We start from the raw sequence: 17,991 nt of genomic DNA, 5'->3' as shown, positions 1-17,991 counted from the left end.
CATGGTTCAGGTACAACATTCATTTACAAAGCAGGAGAATGAAGGGTTTGGGACCTTGTATTTGGTGCCAACGCCGATTGGGAATTTGGAGGATATGACCTTTCGTGCGGTCAATACGTTGAAGTCTGTGGAGATAATTCTAGCGGAGGATACGCGAAATACGCAGAAATTGTTGAATCATTTCGAAGTGACGACAGGCCAGATGTCTTACCACCAACACAATAGTCAGGCGCGGATTCCACAAATTTTAGCTATGCTGAAGGACGGGCAGAATTTGGCGCAGGTGTCGGATGCTGGTATGCCAGCAATTTCTGATCCGGGATTTGAGTTGGCGCAAGCAGCCATTGCAGAAGGTATTCGGGTTGTGCCGCTTCCGGGGGCTAATGCGGCCTTAACGGGGCTGGTGGCGTCAGGTTTGGATACGAATCAGTTTGCCTTTATTGGATTTTTGCCGCGTAAGAAGTCTGAGAAAAAGGCTTTCTTGGATGACCTGGTGAATTTTCCCTACACGATGATGTTTTATGAATCGCCTTACCGCTTGGTGCAAACTCTTGAGGATTGCCGAGATGCCTTCGGTCCTGACCGGTCTGCGGTAGTGGTACGGGAGTTAACTAAGAAGTTTGAAGAGTTTAACCGAGGCAGCCTGGATGATTTGGCTGTGCATTTTGACCAAAATGGACCGATTAAAGGTGAGATTTGCTTCTATATTGCGGGTAACGATGCGCCAGTGACTGAAGCAACGATGTTGCAGGATGCTTTAGAGGAGATGTCCTTGAAAGACCAGGTGGACTGGTGGATGGGGCAAAAAGACTTGTCGACAAAGGATGCCATTAAACAAGTGGCCAAGCAAACGGGCGTGAATAAGCGGGACGTGTACGCTGCTTACCACGAAATCTAGGAGGCTTTATGATTCCATATCTCATAGCGCTGACATGTTTTCTTGTTGGCATCGTCATTTTAGTGATTGCACCAAGGAATTTGGTGGATAATTTCCTGTTTTTAGCGGGTTTTATTATTTTGTTTTTCGCGATTTTAAATGATCCGACTTTTAACAACCATCCCTTCTTCCAACATGTCTTTTATTGGTTGGACAGGTATGTCCGGTTATTAGCGCCTTTATTTACCATGATTTTTGGGATCGGGATGATTTCCTATGCTTTGAAAGTCTATCGGATTGAAAAGTCAAAATTGCAGTTGACGGTAGGTTTACTACTGGCTGCTGTATTGATTGGCGGGACTGTCTTCCAATATGTTGCCAGCTTCTTCTACTCGACCCTTTTTCACCAGGAAGTGGTAAGGGTCTTCCAGTTTGCGATGGCCTATTTCGTGCTCGCTTTCGTCAATTATTTGGTGGTAACCTTGCGATTGACCTTGTTGGAGGATGAGAGCCAACAGGATTTTGTGGTCATTTTAGGGGAACAGTTGTCTAAGGACGGGAAGCCTTCGAGTGTTTTGGAGAGTCGGTTGGATATGGCAGTGGATTATATCGAGCGGCAACAGTTCCAATTTCAATCGGTACCACGGATTATCGTGAGCGGGACGTCGACTGGGGCGGAGTCGCAGGTGAGTGAGGCGCGGATTATGGCCGATTATTTGGTGGACCATGGGGTGCCACCTGAGATGATTTTGCTTGAGGACCAGGCGCGAAATACCCATGAGAATTTTATTTATGCAAAAGGGATTATGCAGGCGAATGTGAAGCAGTTGAAAACGACGAAAGCGGTCTTTGTGACGTCATCTTACCATTTATATCGCAGTCAGTTGTACGCGAATATGGAGGGCTTGTACCAGATGTCTGGTGTGGGTGCTCAGGCGACGATGATGGAGCGGATTTTAAATTGGGTGCGGGAGTTTGTGGCCATTATTTTCATGCACCGAAAGCTACATCTGGCGGTTTCTTGCTTGATGATTGGTTTGGGGGTCATTAATTTCGTACATTTTTAATACAATATTGAAACATTTAGCTTGGAATTGTACTTTTTTGTATGGTTTTAGGCTATTTTTTTACAAAAAATAAGAGATATGGTTTAATAAGTTATGTATTATTAATCATATTTTATTTAGGGGAGGAAACAAAAATGTTAAAAGAATTCCGCGATTTTATCGCTAAAGGTAACGTTTTAGATATGGCAATCGGGGTTGTAATGGCGACTGCTTTTACTACTATCGTGAACTCATTAGTAAATGATATTATTATGCCATTTGTTGGATTATTTTTGGGGTCAACAGATTTTACATCTATCACAGTTCAGTTAGGTTCAGCTGTATTAACTATAGGTAACTTCATCCAAGCAGTGATCACATTCTTAATTATCGCATTGGTATTATTCTTCGTCATGAAAGCTGTAGCATCATTGAAGAGCCAATTCGAAAAAGATGGTGTTGAAGAAGACGACGAGGTAGCACTTGTTGATAGCCAAGAATTACTATTAACAGAAATCCGTGACTTATTAAAAGAACAAAATAATAATTAAGGTGTGAGCTTTGGCGTTTAGGCAGGTAGCACTGGAAGGAATATGCCGTAGCAAGTTTACTTGCTGCAAATATTCCTGAAGTGAACACCTGACTGCCAAAGCGAGTCCGATTTTAGGATGCGAGATCCTCGAGCTCGACTATAAGGTGTGAGCCCGATTTTAGGCGCCGTCCTTTAATCTACCTTCATCTATTTTGAATAAAGTAAAAGGCCTAGCTGAGTATGTAAGTATACTCAGCTAGGCTTTTTTTAGTTGGCATAATGTACTTATTTGACTTTCACTTGTCCTAGTAAGTCAGTTAAGACGCAGATATCAACGTTTTCGATATCTTTGATGGTAGCAGCAATCTTATCTGCTAGGTCAGCATCGATTTTACTTGTAAGACCCTTGTATTTTTCCATTAAGACGTCCCAATCGGCAGGGTGGGTGTTGAAGCCGTGGTAGTCATTTTTCTCAATTTCAAATACTTGGCCGTCTTTGGTTTCTAGTTCAATACGGCAAGCCATTTCTGCTGGGAAACGGTCGCTGTATGCTTGAACTGGTTCAACATGGACTTTTTGTAAGAGGTCTTGAACGTCTGAACTAGTAATGCGGGCTGGTTCGTATTGGTCAGGCATAACTTGTCCGTCTAAGTAGGCGACAGCGAGCATGTAAGGTAGTGAATGGTCTGCTTCCTCTTTGAATTGGATGTTCTTTTTGCCACCTTCCTCGCCACCACCGATAATATTGAAGGCCACATCAAAGGTGTACAAGCGAATTTCCTTAATGTCATCAGCGGCAATATTTTCTGCGTCTTTCAATTCCAACAAACCTTCAATAGAAGATTGGGAATGAATTTCAGCATTGTAGCGTTTGGTGATGGTTTTGGTTACCCGGTTTAAATCTTCTTTCGACCAGTCGATATCAAATTTACCAGCAATCGAATCCATGAATCCTTTGTTTCCTTCAAATACTTCTTTAGGTCCAGTAATGCCGTAGCTAGCGAGTAAAGTCGCATGCATAGCACCCATGGCCGTGTTTGGATAAGCCAACCCTTTCCAGTGAGATAGGGCACCGGTTCTAGTCACCCGCAATGAATTGTAGCCTGTACCTGCAATGGCAATCGCATTTGCGGTCTTATCAGCGTCTAATTTCAAGGCAGCGGCCGCACCTGCAGCGGCACCGTAACTCCCTTGTACGGTATGGTCAAAACCATGGTCTCGTACAGGGGCAACGTCAGATAAGCGGGTTTGGACTTGGTAGGCGATGCCTAAGCCAAGTAAGAAGTCTTTCCCACTACCACCAGCGTATTCAGTGGCGGCTAATACTGGGGCAATATTGTCAGATGGGTGGCAGGTTTCGTTTTTCGCTAGGTATGAATCGTTGTAGTCTAAATAACGGATAGCCGCCCCGTTATAAAAGGTTGCGTAGTCAGGACTGGATTTACCGCCACCAAGTAAGGTTACTAGTGGGGCGCCACCTAAATCTTCTGTCATCTTGCGGATATCTTTCACGGGTTGGCCTTCTAAGGCGCCGATCCCGACTCCGATACTATCTAAGAGACGTAATTTTAATACTTTAATGGCTTCATCTGATAAGTCATCATAGCTACGGCTTTCTACCCAGCTTGCAAGTTGTTGAACCAATGTTTGTTTATCATTTGACATCTATTCGACCTCCGATATGTTATTCAGTCTATTTTCTATATAGATATATAAGAAGGGTATGGTCAAAAACGCACACCCCTTATAGTTGACGTTTATATGACTACTTAGTTTTTACCGTCGTTTAAGGTAATTACACGGCCGAATAATTCGTTGTTACCCCAGATACCGCGACGAATACCTTCTAATTGTACGATTTGACTATGGTCAACGAACAAGTTCACGTCTGGACCGTAGTTTTTAATGTACCAAGAGAATACATCCGGATCAGCTGCTTCAAACATGACTTTTTCAGTACCTAATTCTGAAGCGAAACGGGTAGCAATTTCTGTTCTCCAGCTAGCCACACTTTCAGTGATTCCTTCAGACTCGATCATCAACATGTAAGCCCCAGCTTCTAAACAACGTTTACCTACTTCGATCGCTTGAGCTGGATCAAGTAGACCGGCTGCTTCATTTTGTTCGATTGTGTTGGTACCACCTGAACCAAATTGCACACCGATTTCTGGTTTGGCTAATAGACCTGCATCTTGCACGCGTTCTACTAAACGGACAATATCATCAGTTGGCATGGTAATAAATCCTGTAGAGATTTCAATGATGTCAAAACCAACACGTTTACATTCGCTAATGTAGTAGTCTACCGCTTCGATTCCTTGTGTTAAAACATATTCCATGAATCCACCTGTAGATACTTTGACACCATATTCATGCGCCAAGTCTAAAATTTTAATCAATTCTTCTTCAGGCATTAAGGTGAAAGAACCACCAGCAAATTTCAAGATATCTACATGTTCACCCATTGTTTCTAACACATCGCGTAAGTAGCGTTCACCCATAACCGTATAGTATGGTCCACGGATTTCTGTAATCCCGCGTGTACGTGGTTTTGCTTGACGGTTGTTATGTTTAATTTTAGCAAATGCTTCTTTGTTGTTTAAATCAGTGTTGTTTCCCATAGTAATCACTTTCCCTTTCGTAAACCAGAGTGTCTGTTGTTATTTGATCCTTACTTGATAGCTAGTTGACTGTGTTTGCTTTGCCTATCTTCCATGGCAAGGTAGGCCTTGTTTTCGGAAATGTTGACATAAGCTGGGCGGATAATTTTCGGGTCTTGAATTTGTTCCAAGCGATGGGCGCACCAACCGGCAGTTCGTGCGACGGCAAAAATTGGGGTATAGAGGTCTGGACTCAGTCCAAGCATTCTATAAACAAGGCCCGTGTATAAATCGACGTTGGCACAAATTTCACTGCCAGGGCGCTTTTCATTGATGAGTTCTTTGGTGATGGCTTCGATGTTACTTAGGAGGTTGAAGTCATCGCAATAGCCTTTTTCAATGGCCATTTCTTTCGCCTTATCTTTCAGCAAAACAGCTCGTGGGTCTGACTTTGTATATACTGCATGCCCCATACCGTAGATGAGACCTGACTGGTCAAAGGCTTGCTTATTTAAGATGTCACGTAAGTATTTTTCAACTTGGTCCTTATCCGTCCAATCAGCCGTTGTGGCTTTTAAATCTTGCACCATGGCTTCTACCATGGAATTGGCGCCACCGTGTTTTGACCCTTTAAGCGAACTTAAGGCTGTTGAAATGGTTGAATAAGTATCCGTTCCAGTTGAAGACACTACGTGAGTAGCGAAGGTTGAATTGTTCCCGCCACCATGTTCGGCATGGATAATCAAACATAGGTCTAATAACTTGGCTTCCTCATCTGTAAATGTCGTGTCTGGACGAATGAGATGAAGAATTGTTTCAGCTGTCGACATATTCGGCTCCAGGTGATGCAAGATAAGTGACGCATCATCGTAGTAATACTTTTTACCTATGTAGGAATAGGCAAGTATGAGTGGCATCTTCGCAATGATGGAAATGACTTGAGAGATTTGATTTTCAAAATCACGATCTTCCGCCTTATCATCAAAGGAATAAAGTGCCAACAATACCCGCTGCATATTATTCATTACGTTTTCAGATGGTGAATTAATAATGAAATTTTCAATGAAGCTATCGGGGAGTTTTCGATTCTCCTCCAGTAACTCATCAAAAGCAGCCATTTCTCCTTTAGTTGGTAAACTGCCAGAGAGCAAGAGGTAGATGGTTTCTTCATAGCCGAACTTATCTTCTTTAAAATAATTCTCTACTAAGTCTGTCAATCGAATTCCCCGATAACGGAGCTCCCCTTCTGTCGGCATTATTTTATTATCTAGCATTTTATAACCTGAAACTGAAGCAATCCCTGACACCCCAACTAATACCCCTGTACCATCGTCATTCCGTAGACCGTGTTTCAAGTCATAGGTAGAATAATAATCAGGAGAGATGGTCGTGTTAGCTTTTACTACATCAACAAATTGACGTCCAAACGCTCTGTTATCAAAATCGATAGACAAGATATACCGCACCCTTTCTTTAATTTTAATAAAACATGCAAAACTAGAATCTTGTAGAAAACGCTACAAGTCAGTTTCGATAACTGTATCCTAGTCATTTTGGATTTGAATGTCAACCACTATTTTAAGAATACGATGAGAGTGAGTCTAATCTTTTACTTATTTCACACGGGTTTGCGCCGTGTAAAATAATTTAAAAATATTTTCAAAAAGGTAACATAACAGAAAAATACCTCACATGATTCTCTCATCAATGTAAGATTATCTCCGCAATTCATGTTATATTTGTAAGGGAAAGCACAGAACTGAAAAGACTGAAAAAACAAGTTAAAAGTTATGGAAATTAAATGTGCAAAAAAAATAAAAATGAATACAAAAAAGCCCTTGCTGATTCATTTGAGACAGCAAGGACTGTGTATTGTATTGTTTAGTTGAAATGGTTTGAAAGACTTTCCTACTATTGGACACGCTTTTGGATATAATTTTCAACGGCATAGTCGCTAGGATCAAGGGCGGTTTCTTCATTGTTGATTAACCGACTGATCTCTCTAGCAATCAAAGGGCCGGTTGTTAAACCGGATGAACCCAAGCCGGATGCCACATAAACATTTGATCGGTCAGGTAATGGTCCATAGAAGGGCGCATAGTCAGAGGTATAAGCCCGGCTACCGATTTTATAGTCAGTGACTGGATAGTTAGCCAATTCAGGGACTAGTTGATAGATTGTGGAAAAGATATCCCCTAATTGACTTGGGTCTGTGGATAAATCAAAACCTTGTTCGTCTTCATGACTAGCACCCACAAAGATTTTTCCGTCTAAATGGGGTATAAAATCACCTTCACCTTCAGGCATAATCAGGGGTAATGCTTGGGTATCCCAGTCGGTTTCAATCACTGCCAGTTGGCCTTTTTGAGGGCGGATATCTACTTGGTAGCCCAGTGGGTCAAGGACCTGACCTAGCCAAGCACCAGTCGCTAAAACCATGGTATCATAGACTTCCTGATCATTTTTCACCATAACTTTACCATTATCTAAGAAAGTTAAATCAGCCCGACCATTCACAACTTTTAGATTTTTCTCCCTAGCTGCGGCAATTAAATCCTGACATAAAGCTTGACCGTCTACTACCGCACCGCCGTCCGTTTCAATCAGGTCGTTGTCATAGTGAAAATGGGGAAATCGAGCCTGTTGATAAGTTGGGGATAACTTGTTAATTTCTTGGATTAAAGGAGCTTCTGCCTGGCGTTTTTGAGCAATCGCCATCAAATCATCGATTAGTTTGGGCTTCTTCTTTAACAACCAAGTCGTTTTTTGTTGATAAGCCTGGGTCACTATCCCAGCGTCCGCCAAATCTTTCAATAAGTCTCGGTAGAAATGGGCCCCACCATTGGCTAGACGGTACCAGGGTTTATTGCGACGTTTAGAGAACCAAGGGCAGATAATACCGGCCGCCGCTTTAGTAGCTTGTCCAGTTCCGTCGTCATATAGGGTTACATCATGGTCTTTGGTTAAATAAAAGGCAGCGGTCGATCCAAGGATCCCGCCACCTATTACTGCTATCTTCACTTAGTTAGCTCCTTACTATATATCAGTACAATAGATTAGTACTATTAATCAGTACCAAAATCAGCGTCTCTCAGCTTTTGCTAGCTTTTATTTTTTACGGCGCTGACTGGTTTTGTCAGATTCGCTATTTTTCTTATCGTCTTTATCTGCCTTATCAGTGTAACCATCGCGTTCTTGACGGTCCTGCATTTCCCGGTAAGTCTTCCGGTTAATAATCGGACGTTTTAACATGATAGTATTCCACAAGTTATTTAGATGCATGGGTTCATCAGAGACTGCCAGTTTTTCCTCATTATTACTATCAGGTGTTTGGTCTAATTCCCGAACTGGGGTTAAATCCTTGTCGTCATTCCCCGGTTGACCTGTTAAATAGGCGCCTAAAGTTGGTGAATAGGTGTCGTCATCACTTAAGGTCGACTGCGCTGCTCGGTTTGAAATCCACAAGTCTACTTTGTCGCCCACATTAAAGTAGGAGACTAAGAAGTAGTATGCGACAGCGATAATGGCAATGGCCCATACCAACCAGACTGGTAGGTTAATCTGCGCTACCCGGTATGAATGGATCATGTAGGGTAGGGTGAAGACCAGAGCGGCAGAAAAGATTCCGGCCAATAAATATAAGACATTAAAGCCTTGATACCACTTGCGGCCAAAGGCAGTATTGCGGCTGAAAGTCACCCAGAAGAAAATGGCTGTGAAAATCACGAAAACTTGTAGGGGCAATCCTAAAATCGATACCGCAACGGGCATCTGGATAGCAGAAGCAAAGTCACCCCACCAAGCAAAGCCGGCAATAAACATATAAGTCGCATAAATGGTTAAAGTTAAAACTACAAATGATAGAACAGCTGGTACATACTTAGCTAAATTAAAATCATATCGTTCAATATTCAAGCGACGCAGGGTCAACTTACAATAATCCTCCCCCGACATCCCTAGCACTTCCTCAGCTGAAATTTGTCGCAGTTCCGCTACCTGCAATCGGTCCACCAATTTCGATAACTCCTGATAAATCGCAGGTTGCGCCGGACCACTAGTTAGAAAATACCCCTCACAATCCTGGAAGAAGGACCGCATATCCGCCGACAAGGCGTTGGCTTTCTCATGCGTCTCCGCCCGCAAAGCTTGCGTTTGGTTGACACTCGCATCCGTATTATATCTCCGTTGTGCCATCGTATACACTCCTTATTATTACACTTGGTACATTTATTTAGAAAAAGGGGGGATCGCGCTTTTGCTGGCACCCCTTATTTTTCCACTTCCTTTTCATTATATACTACCAAAAGTCAGACCAATAGCGGTAGCCTTTAAATCTTTTGTAATTTTTAAAGCTTAGGAACTGCCCTTTTACAAAAAGGTTTAGAAAACGCATCACGATTTTGGGGGATAAGTGCTACAATATAGGAAATATGCGGTTGGAGGACTGGCCGATTAATGAGAGGATTTTTGTGGTATGACGATTAATGAGCGATTGAAGCAGATTACGCCGTCTGAGATTCGGGCTTTTGATGCGCAGGTATCGACGATTCCTGGTTTGTTGAATTTTACGATTGGGGAGCCGAATTTTGATGTGCCTGAATTTATTAAGGATGCGATGAAAGAGGCTTTGGATAAGAATTTTACCCATTATGCGGCTTCGGATGGTTTACAGGAGTTGCGACAAGCGATTGCTAATTTCTACCAACGTCGTCATCAGCTGAAGTTAAACTGGCAACAAATTATGGTGACGGTGGGGGCTAGTCAAGGTTTTATGATTACCATGATGGCCTTGTTGAATCCTGGCGATAAGGTCCTAATTCCTTCGCCATATTTCCCACTATATGGCTATTCTACTATTTTATCTGGTGGGGATTCGGTTTTTGTGGATACGTCTGCTGATGGTTTTGTCTTAACGCCTGAAGCTTTGGACCACCAGCTACAAGGTCATCCTGAGATCAAGTTGTTGATGCTGAATTACCCAAACAATCCAACTGGGACCACTTATTCTAAGGATCAGGTCAAGGGATTGGCGGAGGTCTTGCGGAAGTATCCGGATGTTTATGTCTTGTCGGATGAAATTTACGGGGATTTGGTTTATGAAGGTGACCACTATTCAATGGTTGACGAATTGCCTGACCGGACAATTTTATTGGCAGGCGCGTCTAAATCTTATGCCATGACCGGCTTTAGACTAGGCTTCTTACATATTCCAGCTGACCTATATGAAGAGTTGTTCAAGATTTTCCAAACCATGGTAACCTGCGTATCAACACCTGACCAGTGGGCTGGGGTAGCTGCTTATAACGACGGCGACCAAGCCATTGATGACATGAAGGGTGAATACAACCACCGCAGGAAGATGATTGTGGACCGGATGACAGCTATGGGATTTGATATCCCGCATCCAGCTGGCGCATTTTATGTATTCCCCCGCATTCCAGCCAAATACGGCGACGATGACCAGGCCTTTGCCCTAGATCTAGCGGAAAAAGCGAAAGTCGGTGTCATTCCTGGCTCAGCCTTTGGACCAGGCGGCCAAGGTTACTTCCGTTTCTCTTATGCCGCGGCCTACGAGGATATTGCCGTAGCCATGGACCGGATGAAAGCCTTTATGGAAGCATTATAGAAAGATAAATAGATTAAATACAGTCGGGGCCACTGGTCTCGATTTTTTTGTTTCGTCAAAGTGGGTTTCAATTTGATCAAAAAATGAATATAAATTGCCTGTACATAGCCATTTGAACGCCTTAAATATCGACAGGGACGGCTTGGTCGAGTAAGATGGAAGACAAAGAAAGTTTGAAATATGGGGGAGATTTCCATGAATGAAATCAATAAACAGGCAAATAAAAACTGGTTAAGGGATGTCGCTTTATTCCTAACCAGTCAGGGGATTTCCCTATTCGGCTCATCCATCGTCCAGTATGCCATTATGTGGCATATTACGATTGAAACAGGGTCCGGTGTCATGATGACCTTGTATATCATCTGCGCATTTTTACCAACCTTTTTACTATCACCAGTAACAGGGGTCTGGGCTGATCGGTTTAACCGTAAGCAATTAATCATGTGGGCTGATGGTGGGATTGCGGTGGCTACGCTGATTTTAGCCTTGTTGTATATGCAGGGTTACCAAGAAATTTGGATGTTACTGATTGTGGCGGCCATTCGTGCCTTTGGGGCAGCCGTCCAAACACCGGCAGTGGGTGCTATTTTGCCACAAATCGTCCCAAAATCAGAATTAACTCGGATCAACGGCCTCAACTCCTCTATTCAAGGGATCCTAAACTTCGGGTCGCCCTTGATATCAGCGGGTTTGCTAGCAGCTTGGCCACTGGCTTATATCTTCCTAGTCGATGTGGTTACAGCAGGATTAGCGATTGTCACCATGTTATTTTTGAAAGTTCGGACCCATGACAAGGCAAGTAGGGACCAGTCAGCGTCCTATACTGCTGACTTTATGTTGGGTGTCCGCTACGTCAAAAACCATGACTTTCTAAGAAACCTATTCATCTTCTTCGGAATCTTCATGTTACTAATCGCGCCAGCCTCCATGTTACCGACTTTAGTTGTGACAAGGACATACGGAGACGAAGTGTGGCGGTTGTCAGCTATTGAAATTGCCTTCTCAGTCGGGTTCGTCTTAGGTGGCGGTTTGATTTCTTGGTGGCAAGGATTTCCCAACCGAATCAAGACCATGGCCTTGGGTTCCTTTATCTTGGCAGCCTGCACATTGGGATTAGGTTCGACCAGCAACTTCTGGTTGTATGTCGTCCTGATGGTCATTACAGGGATCGCCGTCCCTTTATTCAATACCCCATCTATGGTTTTGATTCAAGCCCATGTGGAAGAAGCCTATCTAGGTCGGGTGTTTGGTGTTATGTCTATGATCAACACCGCCATGATGCCTTTAGGAATGGCCTTATTTGGCCCCTTGGCCGACTTTATGCCCATTTCTTATATCCTATTATTTGCAGGATTGGCCTTAGTCATCCTGTCATTTGGCTTTTTGCGGAATAAAGCCTTGTTAGAAGCGGGGAAACCGATAGCTAAAGTGAAATAAAGCAAGGTGTGACAAAAGTTGTTTAGACTAGACGCGATGGATCAAAAGCCAAACCATTACTGCTAAGTAATTGGCGTATTTTGGGAAGTGTCGGAAGAGTTTGATTTTTTGAAAGCCAATTGTAAGCGAGGTTTCATTTACAAGCTGTCAGCTAAGGAAACCTAGGTATTGATACCTAGGAGGAATTAGCGAAATAGACAGCTCTTTTTGTTGATTTTACTAGGTTATCGTTTATGTTTTCTCTAAATAGATGGTACAATGTATTTAAGAGAAAAGAGGTGATAAGATGCAGTTAACGAAAACGATTAAAGTGCAATTATACCCAAGTGCTAGTGATATTGAAAAGTTCGAAGAAACCCAACAACAGTTTTTAAACGCTTGTAATTTTGTTTCAACATATATCTTTGACCATGACTTTGAATTAGGTCAAACGACTTTGCACAACGCCTTGTATCATCAGATACGTCAGGATTTTGGGCTGCAATCTCAAATGGCCCAGTCCGTGATGCGTACGGTAATCGCGAGATATAAGACCGTGAAAACACAGTTTAAACAAAAACCTAAGCGTTATAAAGATATCCATACAGGTAAATATCATACGCTATATAAAGACCTTTACCATTTAACGAAACCCCTAGGGTTTAAGCAACCAGTAGCTGTGTTCGTACGTAATCGTAACTACGCTTATCACCAAAACAATACCTATTCACTGACGACCAATCAAGGACGAATTAAAGTGTCTTGTGATAAGCAACATATCGCTTATCTTCAACAATTTAGCCAGAACGCTTACAAGTTCGGTCAAGCTGAATTACTCTGTCGTAAGGGTAAGTGGTTCTTACACGTGTCCGCAAGTAAAGAGATAGACAGCCCAGATGAAACTAATATTCAACGGATTGTAGGCATTGACCGTGGTTTAAGACAGATACTAACTATTGCGGATGATACAACTCATACTACCTTCTATTCGGGTAAAAGCTTGATGAAGAAAAGACGGCGTTTTAAGAAATTGCGCCAGTCCTTACAAGCGAAGAACACCAAATCAAGTCGTAGACGCCTTAGAACAATTGAAAGACGAGAGAACCGCTGGATGAATGATGTGAACCATCAATTATCAAAGACACTCGTTGACCGATACGGGGCCAATACCTTGTTTGTGGTGGAAGATCTTACGAACGTTACTTTTAACACGACTCACCACCGTAAGCAAGTTGCACGGTATGAACACCATTCTTGGCGATTCTTCGATTTTGAAGAAAAGTTAATGTATAAAGCTTTAGAAAGTGGTTCGCAAGTTTTAAAAGTATCCGCACAATTTACGTCCCAACGTTGTCCGAAATGCGAATCAATTGATAGAGCTAATAGACAACAAGATAAGCACTTGTTTACTTGTCAGAATTGTGGGTATCAATCAAATGATGACCGTGTGGCAGCTATCAATATTCAAGAATTGGGTCACCGATATCTGTCGAGTGAGAAAAACCCACGGTTTGAAAAAATTGTGCCAATACAAAATTATTAAACATAAAACAATATTCAGTAAGTGTCTACAGACCGCTTACTAATGGGATGCCAGTCAACCATCCCTTAGTGTCTTTAAACGGTTGGAGATATTACATCGTTTGTACAACCACCATGTTTAGGACAAACTCTCTGTTTTAACAGAGAGTAGTTGATAAGTAAAAGAGGTCGAAACGAATATTACGACCTCCACGTATCCAAGAGTAGCGATTTGCTGCTCTTTTTTATTTGAAAAATGACTCAGTGGTTTTTACGCTGAAATAGCTTGTATAGGTCATTCATGGCAATCACTAGAAATGCTAAAACAAGCACATTGACAAAGGGTGACGTAATCAAGTCAAAGAGGGAAATGATATACTGGCTCACCGCAACAACTACTATAAGCGTGATAGCCAACTTCGAATCCTTGATAAAAAATCCCTCCTTAATTTTAAGCTTATTTGCTTAAGACTAGTTACTTAAAACTATTTATTCAAAATAGCTTTGACTCTTTCTAGATCCCAATGTGGTGCTTGGTTTGATTGTCCAGTATCCAAGCCTTTCAGTTCATTATATTAAGTAAATAACAACATCTTATTCTATCTGAAGGCTAGATAAATGTATCCACTAAAATTCATCTACCAAGTTTTCGTCTAGTGGTGTGATTTTACCTGTTTTGGTCATGGCGTGGATTTGCGTCAAGATAGGTTCAAACAAGGTAATGTTGTCACGGTTTTTCCCGTAGAATAATTCATTTGGTAAGAATAACCGTTCATCTCCGCGTTGTTGACCAGTAAAGGCTGCGATTAAACTCGAAGCTTTTGACAATTCAACCATATGGCCATTTTTCTCAACTAATTCAATTTGCGTACGTGGTTTCTCGGCACTTGGTCGGTAGAAATCATATGGTAAATCAAAGCGCGAGTTCATCGCAACATAGTATTGGATGTCGTAGCCTAATTTGCCCACTAAGTCGATCAATACTTTCACGTCTTCTTGGTTTTCAACCTCGTTATAAGTGACTGACTTAAATGGTTTTCGGTTGATAAAGCGGTCAGCTAAGTCCCGCAATATTGGGTCTTCTGCATAGAAAATCCAGTGTTGGAAATAAGTTTGTAAGACCCCGTCATCTAGGCGCAGGTAGTCTTCTAATGTCCAGTCCTGAGTAAAAAATGGTTCTAAGAATGAAGCGTGGGTATCACGACTGGTAAATTCATTTTTTGTCAGAAACAATTCCTGTGCACGTTTCAGTAAGTGGTGGAGTAGCATTTCCATCCCTCTTGAAACAGGGTGGAAGTAAACTTGCATGTACATTTGATAACGACTTGTAATATAGTCCTCCACTGCATGCATACCGTTGTAGTCAAAACGAATACCATCTTTATAAGGGTGCATCACTCGTAGAATCCGGCTCAAATCAAAGTTCCCGTAATTAGTGCCAGAGAAGTAAGAGTCACGGAGTAGATAATCCATTCGGTCAGCGTCTATTTGACTAGAAATCAACTGAACAACTTGCGGATTTGGATAGGTTTTATCAATAACAGACGCTACTTGTCTTGGGAAATCAGCTGATACCCCTCGTAAAATTTGGTTGACCTCAGTGGCTTCTGACAAAATGATTTCTCTTGTCATGGTTTCGTGGTCAGTATTGAAAATATTTTCAAAGGTATGAGAGAAAGGTCCGTGCCCAATATCATGTAAAAGGGCTGCACATAAAACAACTAACCGCTCAGAATCATCCCAAACCCCGCCGTTTTCAATCGAAAAGTTACGGACGAATTTATCACAAATCTTCCGAGCAATTTCATACACACCCAATGAATGGCTAAACCGTGAATGTTCCGCCCCGTGGAAGGTATAAGAAGCCGTCCCCATTTGTTTAATTCGGCGTAGGCGTTGCATTTCTTTAGAATTGATCAGGTCCATAATTACCTGGTGTTGGACGTGGATGTAGTCGTGCACGGGGTCCCGAAACACCTTCTCGGGTATGCGTTTACTCGCTTCTGCAATACTCATAACAGTCTCCTTTGTCAAATTCTGCCTCTCAATATTTATACGTGAAGGCGGGTGGTTTCTATCTATTGATTTGCTAATATGTCGTAAAGGACTTGGTTTCGTTTCTGCATCCGTTCGATATAAGTCGCCGTATCTAAAGCCTCTTGACTTCGTTTGTCTAATTCAACCCCAGCATCCGCAATCACCGTTAACAGGTCATCAACAAATTTTTCGACCGTATCAATAGGCGCAAAGTCGGATAAGTTGGCCATAAAACTAGGGTCCACGTTTGGATACCGGCCTTTTTCATCTTTAGCTGCTTGACCGGATTCGTACATATCAGCGACTAATTGGCCACGACTGGATTGGTCTCCGGTGATTGACATGTATAGGTAAATCCCTACCGCATGACCGATTCTACGTTGGGCAATACCGGCTACTTTTCGCCCACGAATGGATAGGTCAAATTTACCAGGGCAGTAGGATGTAGCGACTTCGCCAACTTCTAGCGATACACCATGTGCGTCCATCATTTCTTGTAAGAGTGCGACGATAAATTCATACGCCTGATCAATGGTAAAGGCTTGATTTTTGGTGTCCATCAATAGGGTGACATTCAAGACATTTGGGTCAGATACCACCGCTAAACCACCAGCAGGTCGTACAACTGGCAAAATGGCTTGGTCTTCATACAGCCAAGTCACAGCCTGATTAAAGTCTGGTAGCCTAGTGTCCAACCCCCCAAGGATAACGGTTGGGCGGGTTGGCCAGAAATGAATGGCTAATGGGGCTTCAAAAGTTTCTTGGTTAATGGCATTCAAGATGGCATCATCAACCGCAAAGGGTAGCAAGGCTGCATCTGCCTCCTCTAAACTATAGGCTTGATTATTTTTAGTAATGTCTTTATAGACCGCCATAGTCAGCGGTTTGTCGCTTGTTTTAAAGTCGTCAAACATCATGTGATAGTCCTTCCCGCTAATTTGTCTATATTGTACCATAAAAGTAGCTATTCCCCCTATTTGACGGCGGTTTCAAAGGTATCTAATCTTTGAAGTCTAAGCGAACCATGTTAGAATAGGAGAGGTTAAATATACAAGAAAAATTGTCATTAGAGGAGGTTGCCAAATGGCAAATGCTGGTAAACAAGCAATCCAGTTAAAAGTTAAAAACTATATCCAACAAGATCGTGACGGCCAACAAGTGCAAGAGGAATTTACCACTAAAACAAAGGGTTACTACTATGAAGTAGGCGAGGCTATTTATGTAGAATATGAAGAAAAAATCACCGAAAACATCGTAGCGGTTCGGTTAAAATTTGAAGCTAACGATAAAGTGACCATCCGTCGTCAAGTGAACGGTACAGAAACGACAATGAATTTAGTCAAAGGTAAAAAAACCGATATCCTCTACCATGTGACAGATGCACAAGCAATTACTTTCCAAGGACAATTAAATTTACTTAATGTAGACCAAAACGATGCGGATACCTTTAATGCCCGGATGGCATACAACTTATACCAATCAGAAGAAATGATTGGTCAATACCAAATCGAATTGCAAACAAGGGTCCATGTGTAGTAATATATAATGGATATACTAGACGATTAATCACAAGTGCGTTGGTTATAAGGCGAAAGGATGAACTAGTAGTGGAATTAAAAGGATTTGCTGGTCAAAACAAAGAACAGTTATCAATGGTCGAAGTCGCATACCAAATTTTAGTAGAAACGAATAATGTATTCGAGTTCAATGATTTATTAGCTGAAATTCAAGATTTCTTGAATATGCCACAAGATGAATTAGAAAGTAAAATGGCGAATTTCTACACAGAAATGAACTATGACGGTAGCTTTATCTCTTTAGGAGACAACCGTTGGGGCTTACGTGAATGGTATGCAGTTGATTCAATCGATGAAGAAATTGTTTCGTCAATTGATGATGACGATATCAAAGCTAAACACAAAGGTAGCAAGAGTCTATTGGCTTCTGTTGAAGATGAAGACTTAATCGACTACGCGTCTGATGACCCAGAAGATGTGGACTACGTTGAAGACGAAGAAGATTACGATGACGAAGAAGAAGATGAAGAAGACGAAATTTCAGCTTACTCTTCTGATTTAGGTGAATTAGGCGACGACGAGGAAGAAGAAGATCTTGAAGATGGTCTTGAAGGCGACCTTAGCTTAGTTGACGAAGATGATGATGAGGAAGACGAAGAAGACTTCTAGCAAAGATTTCTAAACCTCTATAAAAAAACATGTTGTTTTTCCTTGACTCAAATAAGTGAATGAATTATTATTCTATTTGGGCACTTTAGTTTCATAACTATTGTGAGATGAACACGTTACTCCCTGTCTTTCTTAGGAAAGATGGGGATT

The 17,991-nt window shown here is 42.0% G+C and carries 15 protein-coding genes; 8 read left to right on the top strand and 7 right to left on the bottom strand.

The genetic code is table 11. The annotated features are described in order from the left end of the window. Window position 1: 1 nt before the first annotated feature. The 3 genes from rsmI (at window position 2) to mscL (ending at window position 2,474) form a co-directional block, all read left to right on the top strand. Window positions 2–898 carry a 16S rRNA (cytidine(1402)-2'-O)-methyltransferase gene (gene rsmI, locus A6J77_RS03370; RefSeq protein WP_039935959.1) on the top strand — a complete coding sequence of 299 codons (897 nt, stop codon included), beginning with the start codon at window positions 2–4 and terminating at the stop codon, window positions 896–898. Window positions 899–1,017: 119 nt separating this feature from the next. Beyond that, window positions 1,018–1,944, top strand: coding sequence for a YdcF family protein (locus tag A6J77_RS03365; protein ID WP_227645111.1), 927 nt, complete (start codon window positions 1,018–1,020; stop codon window positions 1,942–1,944). Between the two features lie 134 nt (window positions 1,945–2,078). Then, the gene (gene mscL / locus A6J77_RS03360) at window positions 2,079–2,474 is read left to right on the top strand and encodes a large conductance mechanosensitive channel protein MscL (RefSeq protein WP_039935958.1); all 396 of its coding nucleotides are present in this window, start codon (window positions 2,079–2,081) and stop codon (window positions 2,472–2,474) included. A gap of 266 nt (window positions 2,475–2,740) precedes the next feature. Here the strand turns inward: mscL and A6J77_RS03355 are convergent, their stop codons facing one another. The 5 genes from A6J77_RS03355 to A6J77_RS03335 all read right to left on the bottom strand — a co-directional run bounded on the left by A6J77_RS03355 (window position 2,741) and on the right by A6J77_RS03335 (window position 9,249). Continuing rightward, the gene (locus A6J77_RS03355; protein WP_003142302.1) at window positions 2,741–4,120 is read right to left on the bottom strand and encodes an MmgE/PrpD family protein; all 1,380 of its coding nucleotides are present in this window, start codon (window positions 4,118–4,120) and stop codon (window positions 2,741–2,743) included. Between the two features lie 104 nt (window positions 4,121–4,224). Beyond that, entirely contained in the window at window positions 4,225–5,076 is an 852-nt protein-coding gene (locus A6J77_RS03350; protein ID WP_003142301.1) for a phosphosulfolactate synthase, read from the bottom strand. 50 nt (window positions 5,077–5,126) lie between these two features. After that, a complete protein-coding gene (locus A6J77_RS03345) occupies window positions 5,127–6,509 on the bottom strand; it encodes a citrate synthase (RefSeq protein ID WP_083068205.1) in 1,383 nt (460 codons plus the stop codon). A gap of 457 nt (window positions 6,510–6,966) precedes the next feature. Continuing rightward, on the bottom strand, window positions 6,967–8,076 hold the full coding sequence (locus tag A6J77_RS03340) for an NAD(P)/FAD-dependent oxidoreductase (RefSeq protein WP_083068204.1): 1,110 nt from the start codon (window positions 8,074–8,076) through the stop codon (window positions 6,967–6,969). Between the two features lie 87 nt (window positions 8,077–8,163). Next, window positions 8,164–9,249: a hypothetical protein gene (locus tag A6J77_RS03335; RefSeq protein ID WP_083068202.1), complete on the bottom strand. Its 1,086-nt coding sequence runs from the start codon at window positions 9,247–9,249 to the stop codon at window positions 8,164–8,166. A gap of 280 nt (window positions 9,250–9,529) precedes the next feature. Here A6J77_RS03335 and A6J77_RS03330 point away from each other — a divergent pair, with 280 nt between their 5' ends. The 3 genes from A6J77_RS03330 to A6J77_RS03320 all read left to right on the top strand — a co-directional run bounded on the left by A6J77_RS03330 (window position 9,530) and on the right by A6J77_RS03320 (window position 13,640). Further along, entirely contained in the window at window positions 9,530–10,681 is a 1,152-nt protein-coding gene (locus A6J77_RS03330; RefSeq protein WP_083068200.1) for a pyridoxal phosphate-dependent aminotransferase, read from the top strand. Window positions 10,682–10,876: 195 nt separating this feature from the next. Beyond that, window positions 10,877–12,118: an MFS transporter gene (locus A6J77_RS03325; protein ID WP_083068198.1), complete on the top strand. Its 1,242-nt coding sequence runs from the start codon at window positions 10,877–10,879 to the stop codon at window positions 12,116–12,118. A 286-nt stretch (window positions 12,119–12,404) separates the two neighbouring features. Further along, a complete protein-coding gene (locus tag A6J77_RS03320) occupies window positions 12,405–13,640 on the top strand; it encodes an RNA-guided endonuclease TnpB family protein (RefSeq protein WP_083068197.1) in 1,236 nt (411 codons plus the stop codon). A 605-nt stretch (window positions 13,641–14,245) separates the two neighbouring features. Here A6J77_RS03320 and A6J77_RS03315 read toward each other — a convergent pair. Then, window positions 14,246–15,634 carry an HD domain-containing protein gene (locus tag A6J77_RS03315; RefSeq protein WP_083068195.1) on the bottom strand — a complete coding sequence of 463 codons (1,389 nt, stop codon included), beginning with the start codon at window positions 15,632–15,634 and terminating at the stop codon, window positions 14,246–14,248. A gap of 62 nt (window positions 15,635–15,696) precedes the next feature. Next, window positions 15,697–16,611 (bottom strand): biotin/lipoate A/B protein ligase family protein, encoded by a 915-nt coding sequence (locus tag A6J77_RS03310; RefSeq protein ID WP_193756631.1) that lies wholly within the window; start codon window positions 16,609–16,611, stop codon window positions 15,697–15,699. Between the two features lie 127 nt (window positions 16,612–16,738). Here A6J77_RS03310 and A6J77_RS03305 point away from each other — a divergent pair, with 127 nt between their 5' ends. Both A6J77_RS03305 and rpoE read left to right on the top strand, forming a co-directional pair. Further along, the gene (locus A6J77_RS03305) at window positions 16,739–17,191 is read left to right on the top strand and encodes a DUF1934 domain-containing protein (RefSeq protein WP_083068192.1); all 453 of its coding nucleotides are present in this window, start codon (window positions 16,739–16,741) and stop codon (window positions 17,189–17,191) included. A gap of 71 nt (window positions 17,192–17,262) precedes the next feature. Next, window positions 17,263–17,841 carry a DNA-directed RNA polymerase subunit delta gene (rpoE, locus tag A6J77_RS03300; RefSeq protein WP_083068190.1) on the top strand — a complete coding sequence of 193 codons (579 nt, stop codon included), beginning with the start codon at window positions 17,263–17,265 and terminating at the stop codon, window positions 17,839–17,841. The last annotated feature ends 150 nt before the right edge of the window (window positions 17,842–17,991 follow it).

The sequence above is a fragment of the Aerococcus viridans genome (assembly GCF_002083135.2).
In the GTDB taxonomy this organism is placed as follows: Bacteria; Bacillota; Bacilli; order Lactobacillales; family Aerococcaceae; genus Aerococcus; species Aerococcus viridans_C.
The sequence above is the reverse complement of the archived record's forward strand: the minus strand, read 5'-3'. Positions and strand labels throughout refer to the sequence as shown.

What these genes read in the sequence shown, in the direction of transcription:
- rsmI (WP_039935959.1), top strand. Translation starts at nt 2, where the DNA reads ATGGTTCAGGTACAACATTCATTTACAAAGCAGGAGAATGAAGGGTTT.
- mscL (WP_039935958.1), top strand. Translation starts at nt 2,079, where the DNA reads ATGTTAAAAGAATTCCGCGATTTTATCGCTAAAGGTAACGTTTTAGAT.
- A6J77_RS03355 (WP_003142302.1), bottom strand. Translation starts at nt 4,120, where the DNA reads ATGTCAAATGATAAACAAACATTGGTTCAACAACTTGCAAGCTGGGTA.
- A6J77_RS03350 (WP_003142301.1), bottom strand. Translation starts at nt 5,076, where the DNA reads ATGGGAAACAACACTGATTTAAACAACAAAGAAGCATTTGCTAAAATT.
- A6J77_RS03335 (WP_083068202.1), bottom strand. Translation starts at nt 9,249, where the DNA reads ATGGCACAACGGAGATATAATACGGATGCGAGTGTCAACCAAACGCAA.
- A6J77_RS03330 (WP_083068200.1), top strand. Translation starts at nt 9,530, where the DNA reads ATGACGATTAATGAGCGATTGAAGCAGATTACGCCGTCTGAGATTCGG.
- A6J77_RS03325 (WP_083068198.1), top strand. Translation starts at nt 10,877, where the DNA reads ATGAATGAAATCAATAAACAGGCAAATAAAAACTGGTTAAGGGATGTC.
- A6J77_RS03320 (WP_083068197.1), top strand. Translation starts at nt 12,405, where the DNA reads ATGCAGTTAACGAAAACGATTAAAGTGCAATTATACCCAAGTGCTAGT.
- A6J77_RS03315 (WP_083068195.1), bottom strand. Translation starts at nt 15,634, where the DNA reads ATGAGTATTGCAGAAGCGAGTAAACGCATACCCGAGAAGGTGTTTCGG.
- A6J77_RS03310 (WP_193756631.1), bottom strand. Translation starts at nt 16,611, where the DNA reads ATGGTACAATATAGACAAATTAGCGGGAAGGACTATCACATGATGTTT.
- A6J77_RS03305 (WP_083068192.1), top strand. Translation starts at nt 16,739, where the DNA reads ATGGCAAATGCTGGTAAACAAGCAATCCAGTTAAAAGTTAAAAACTAT.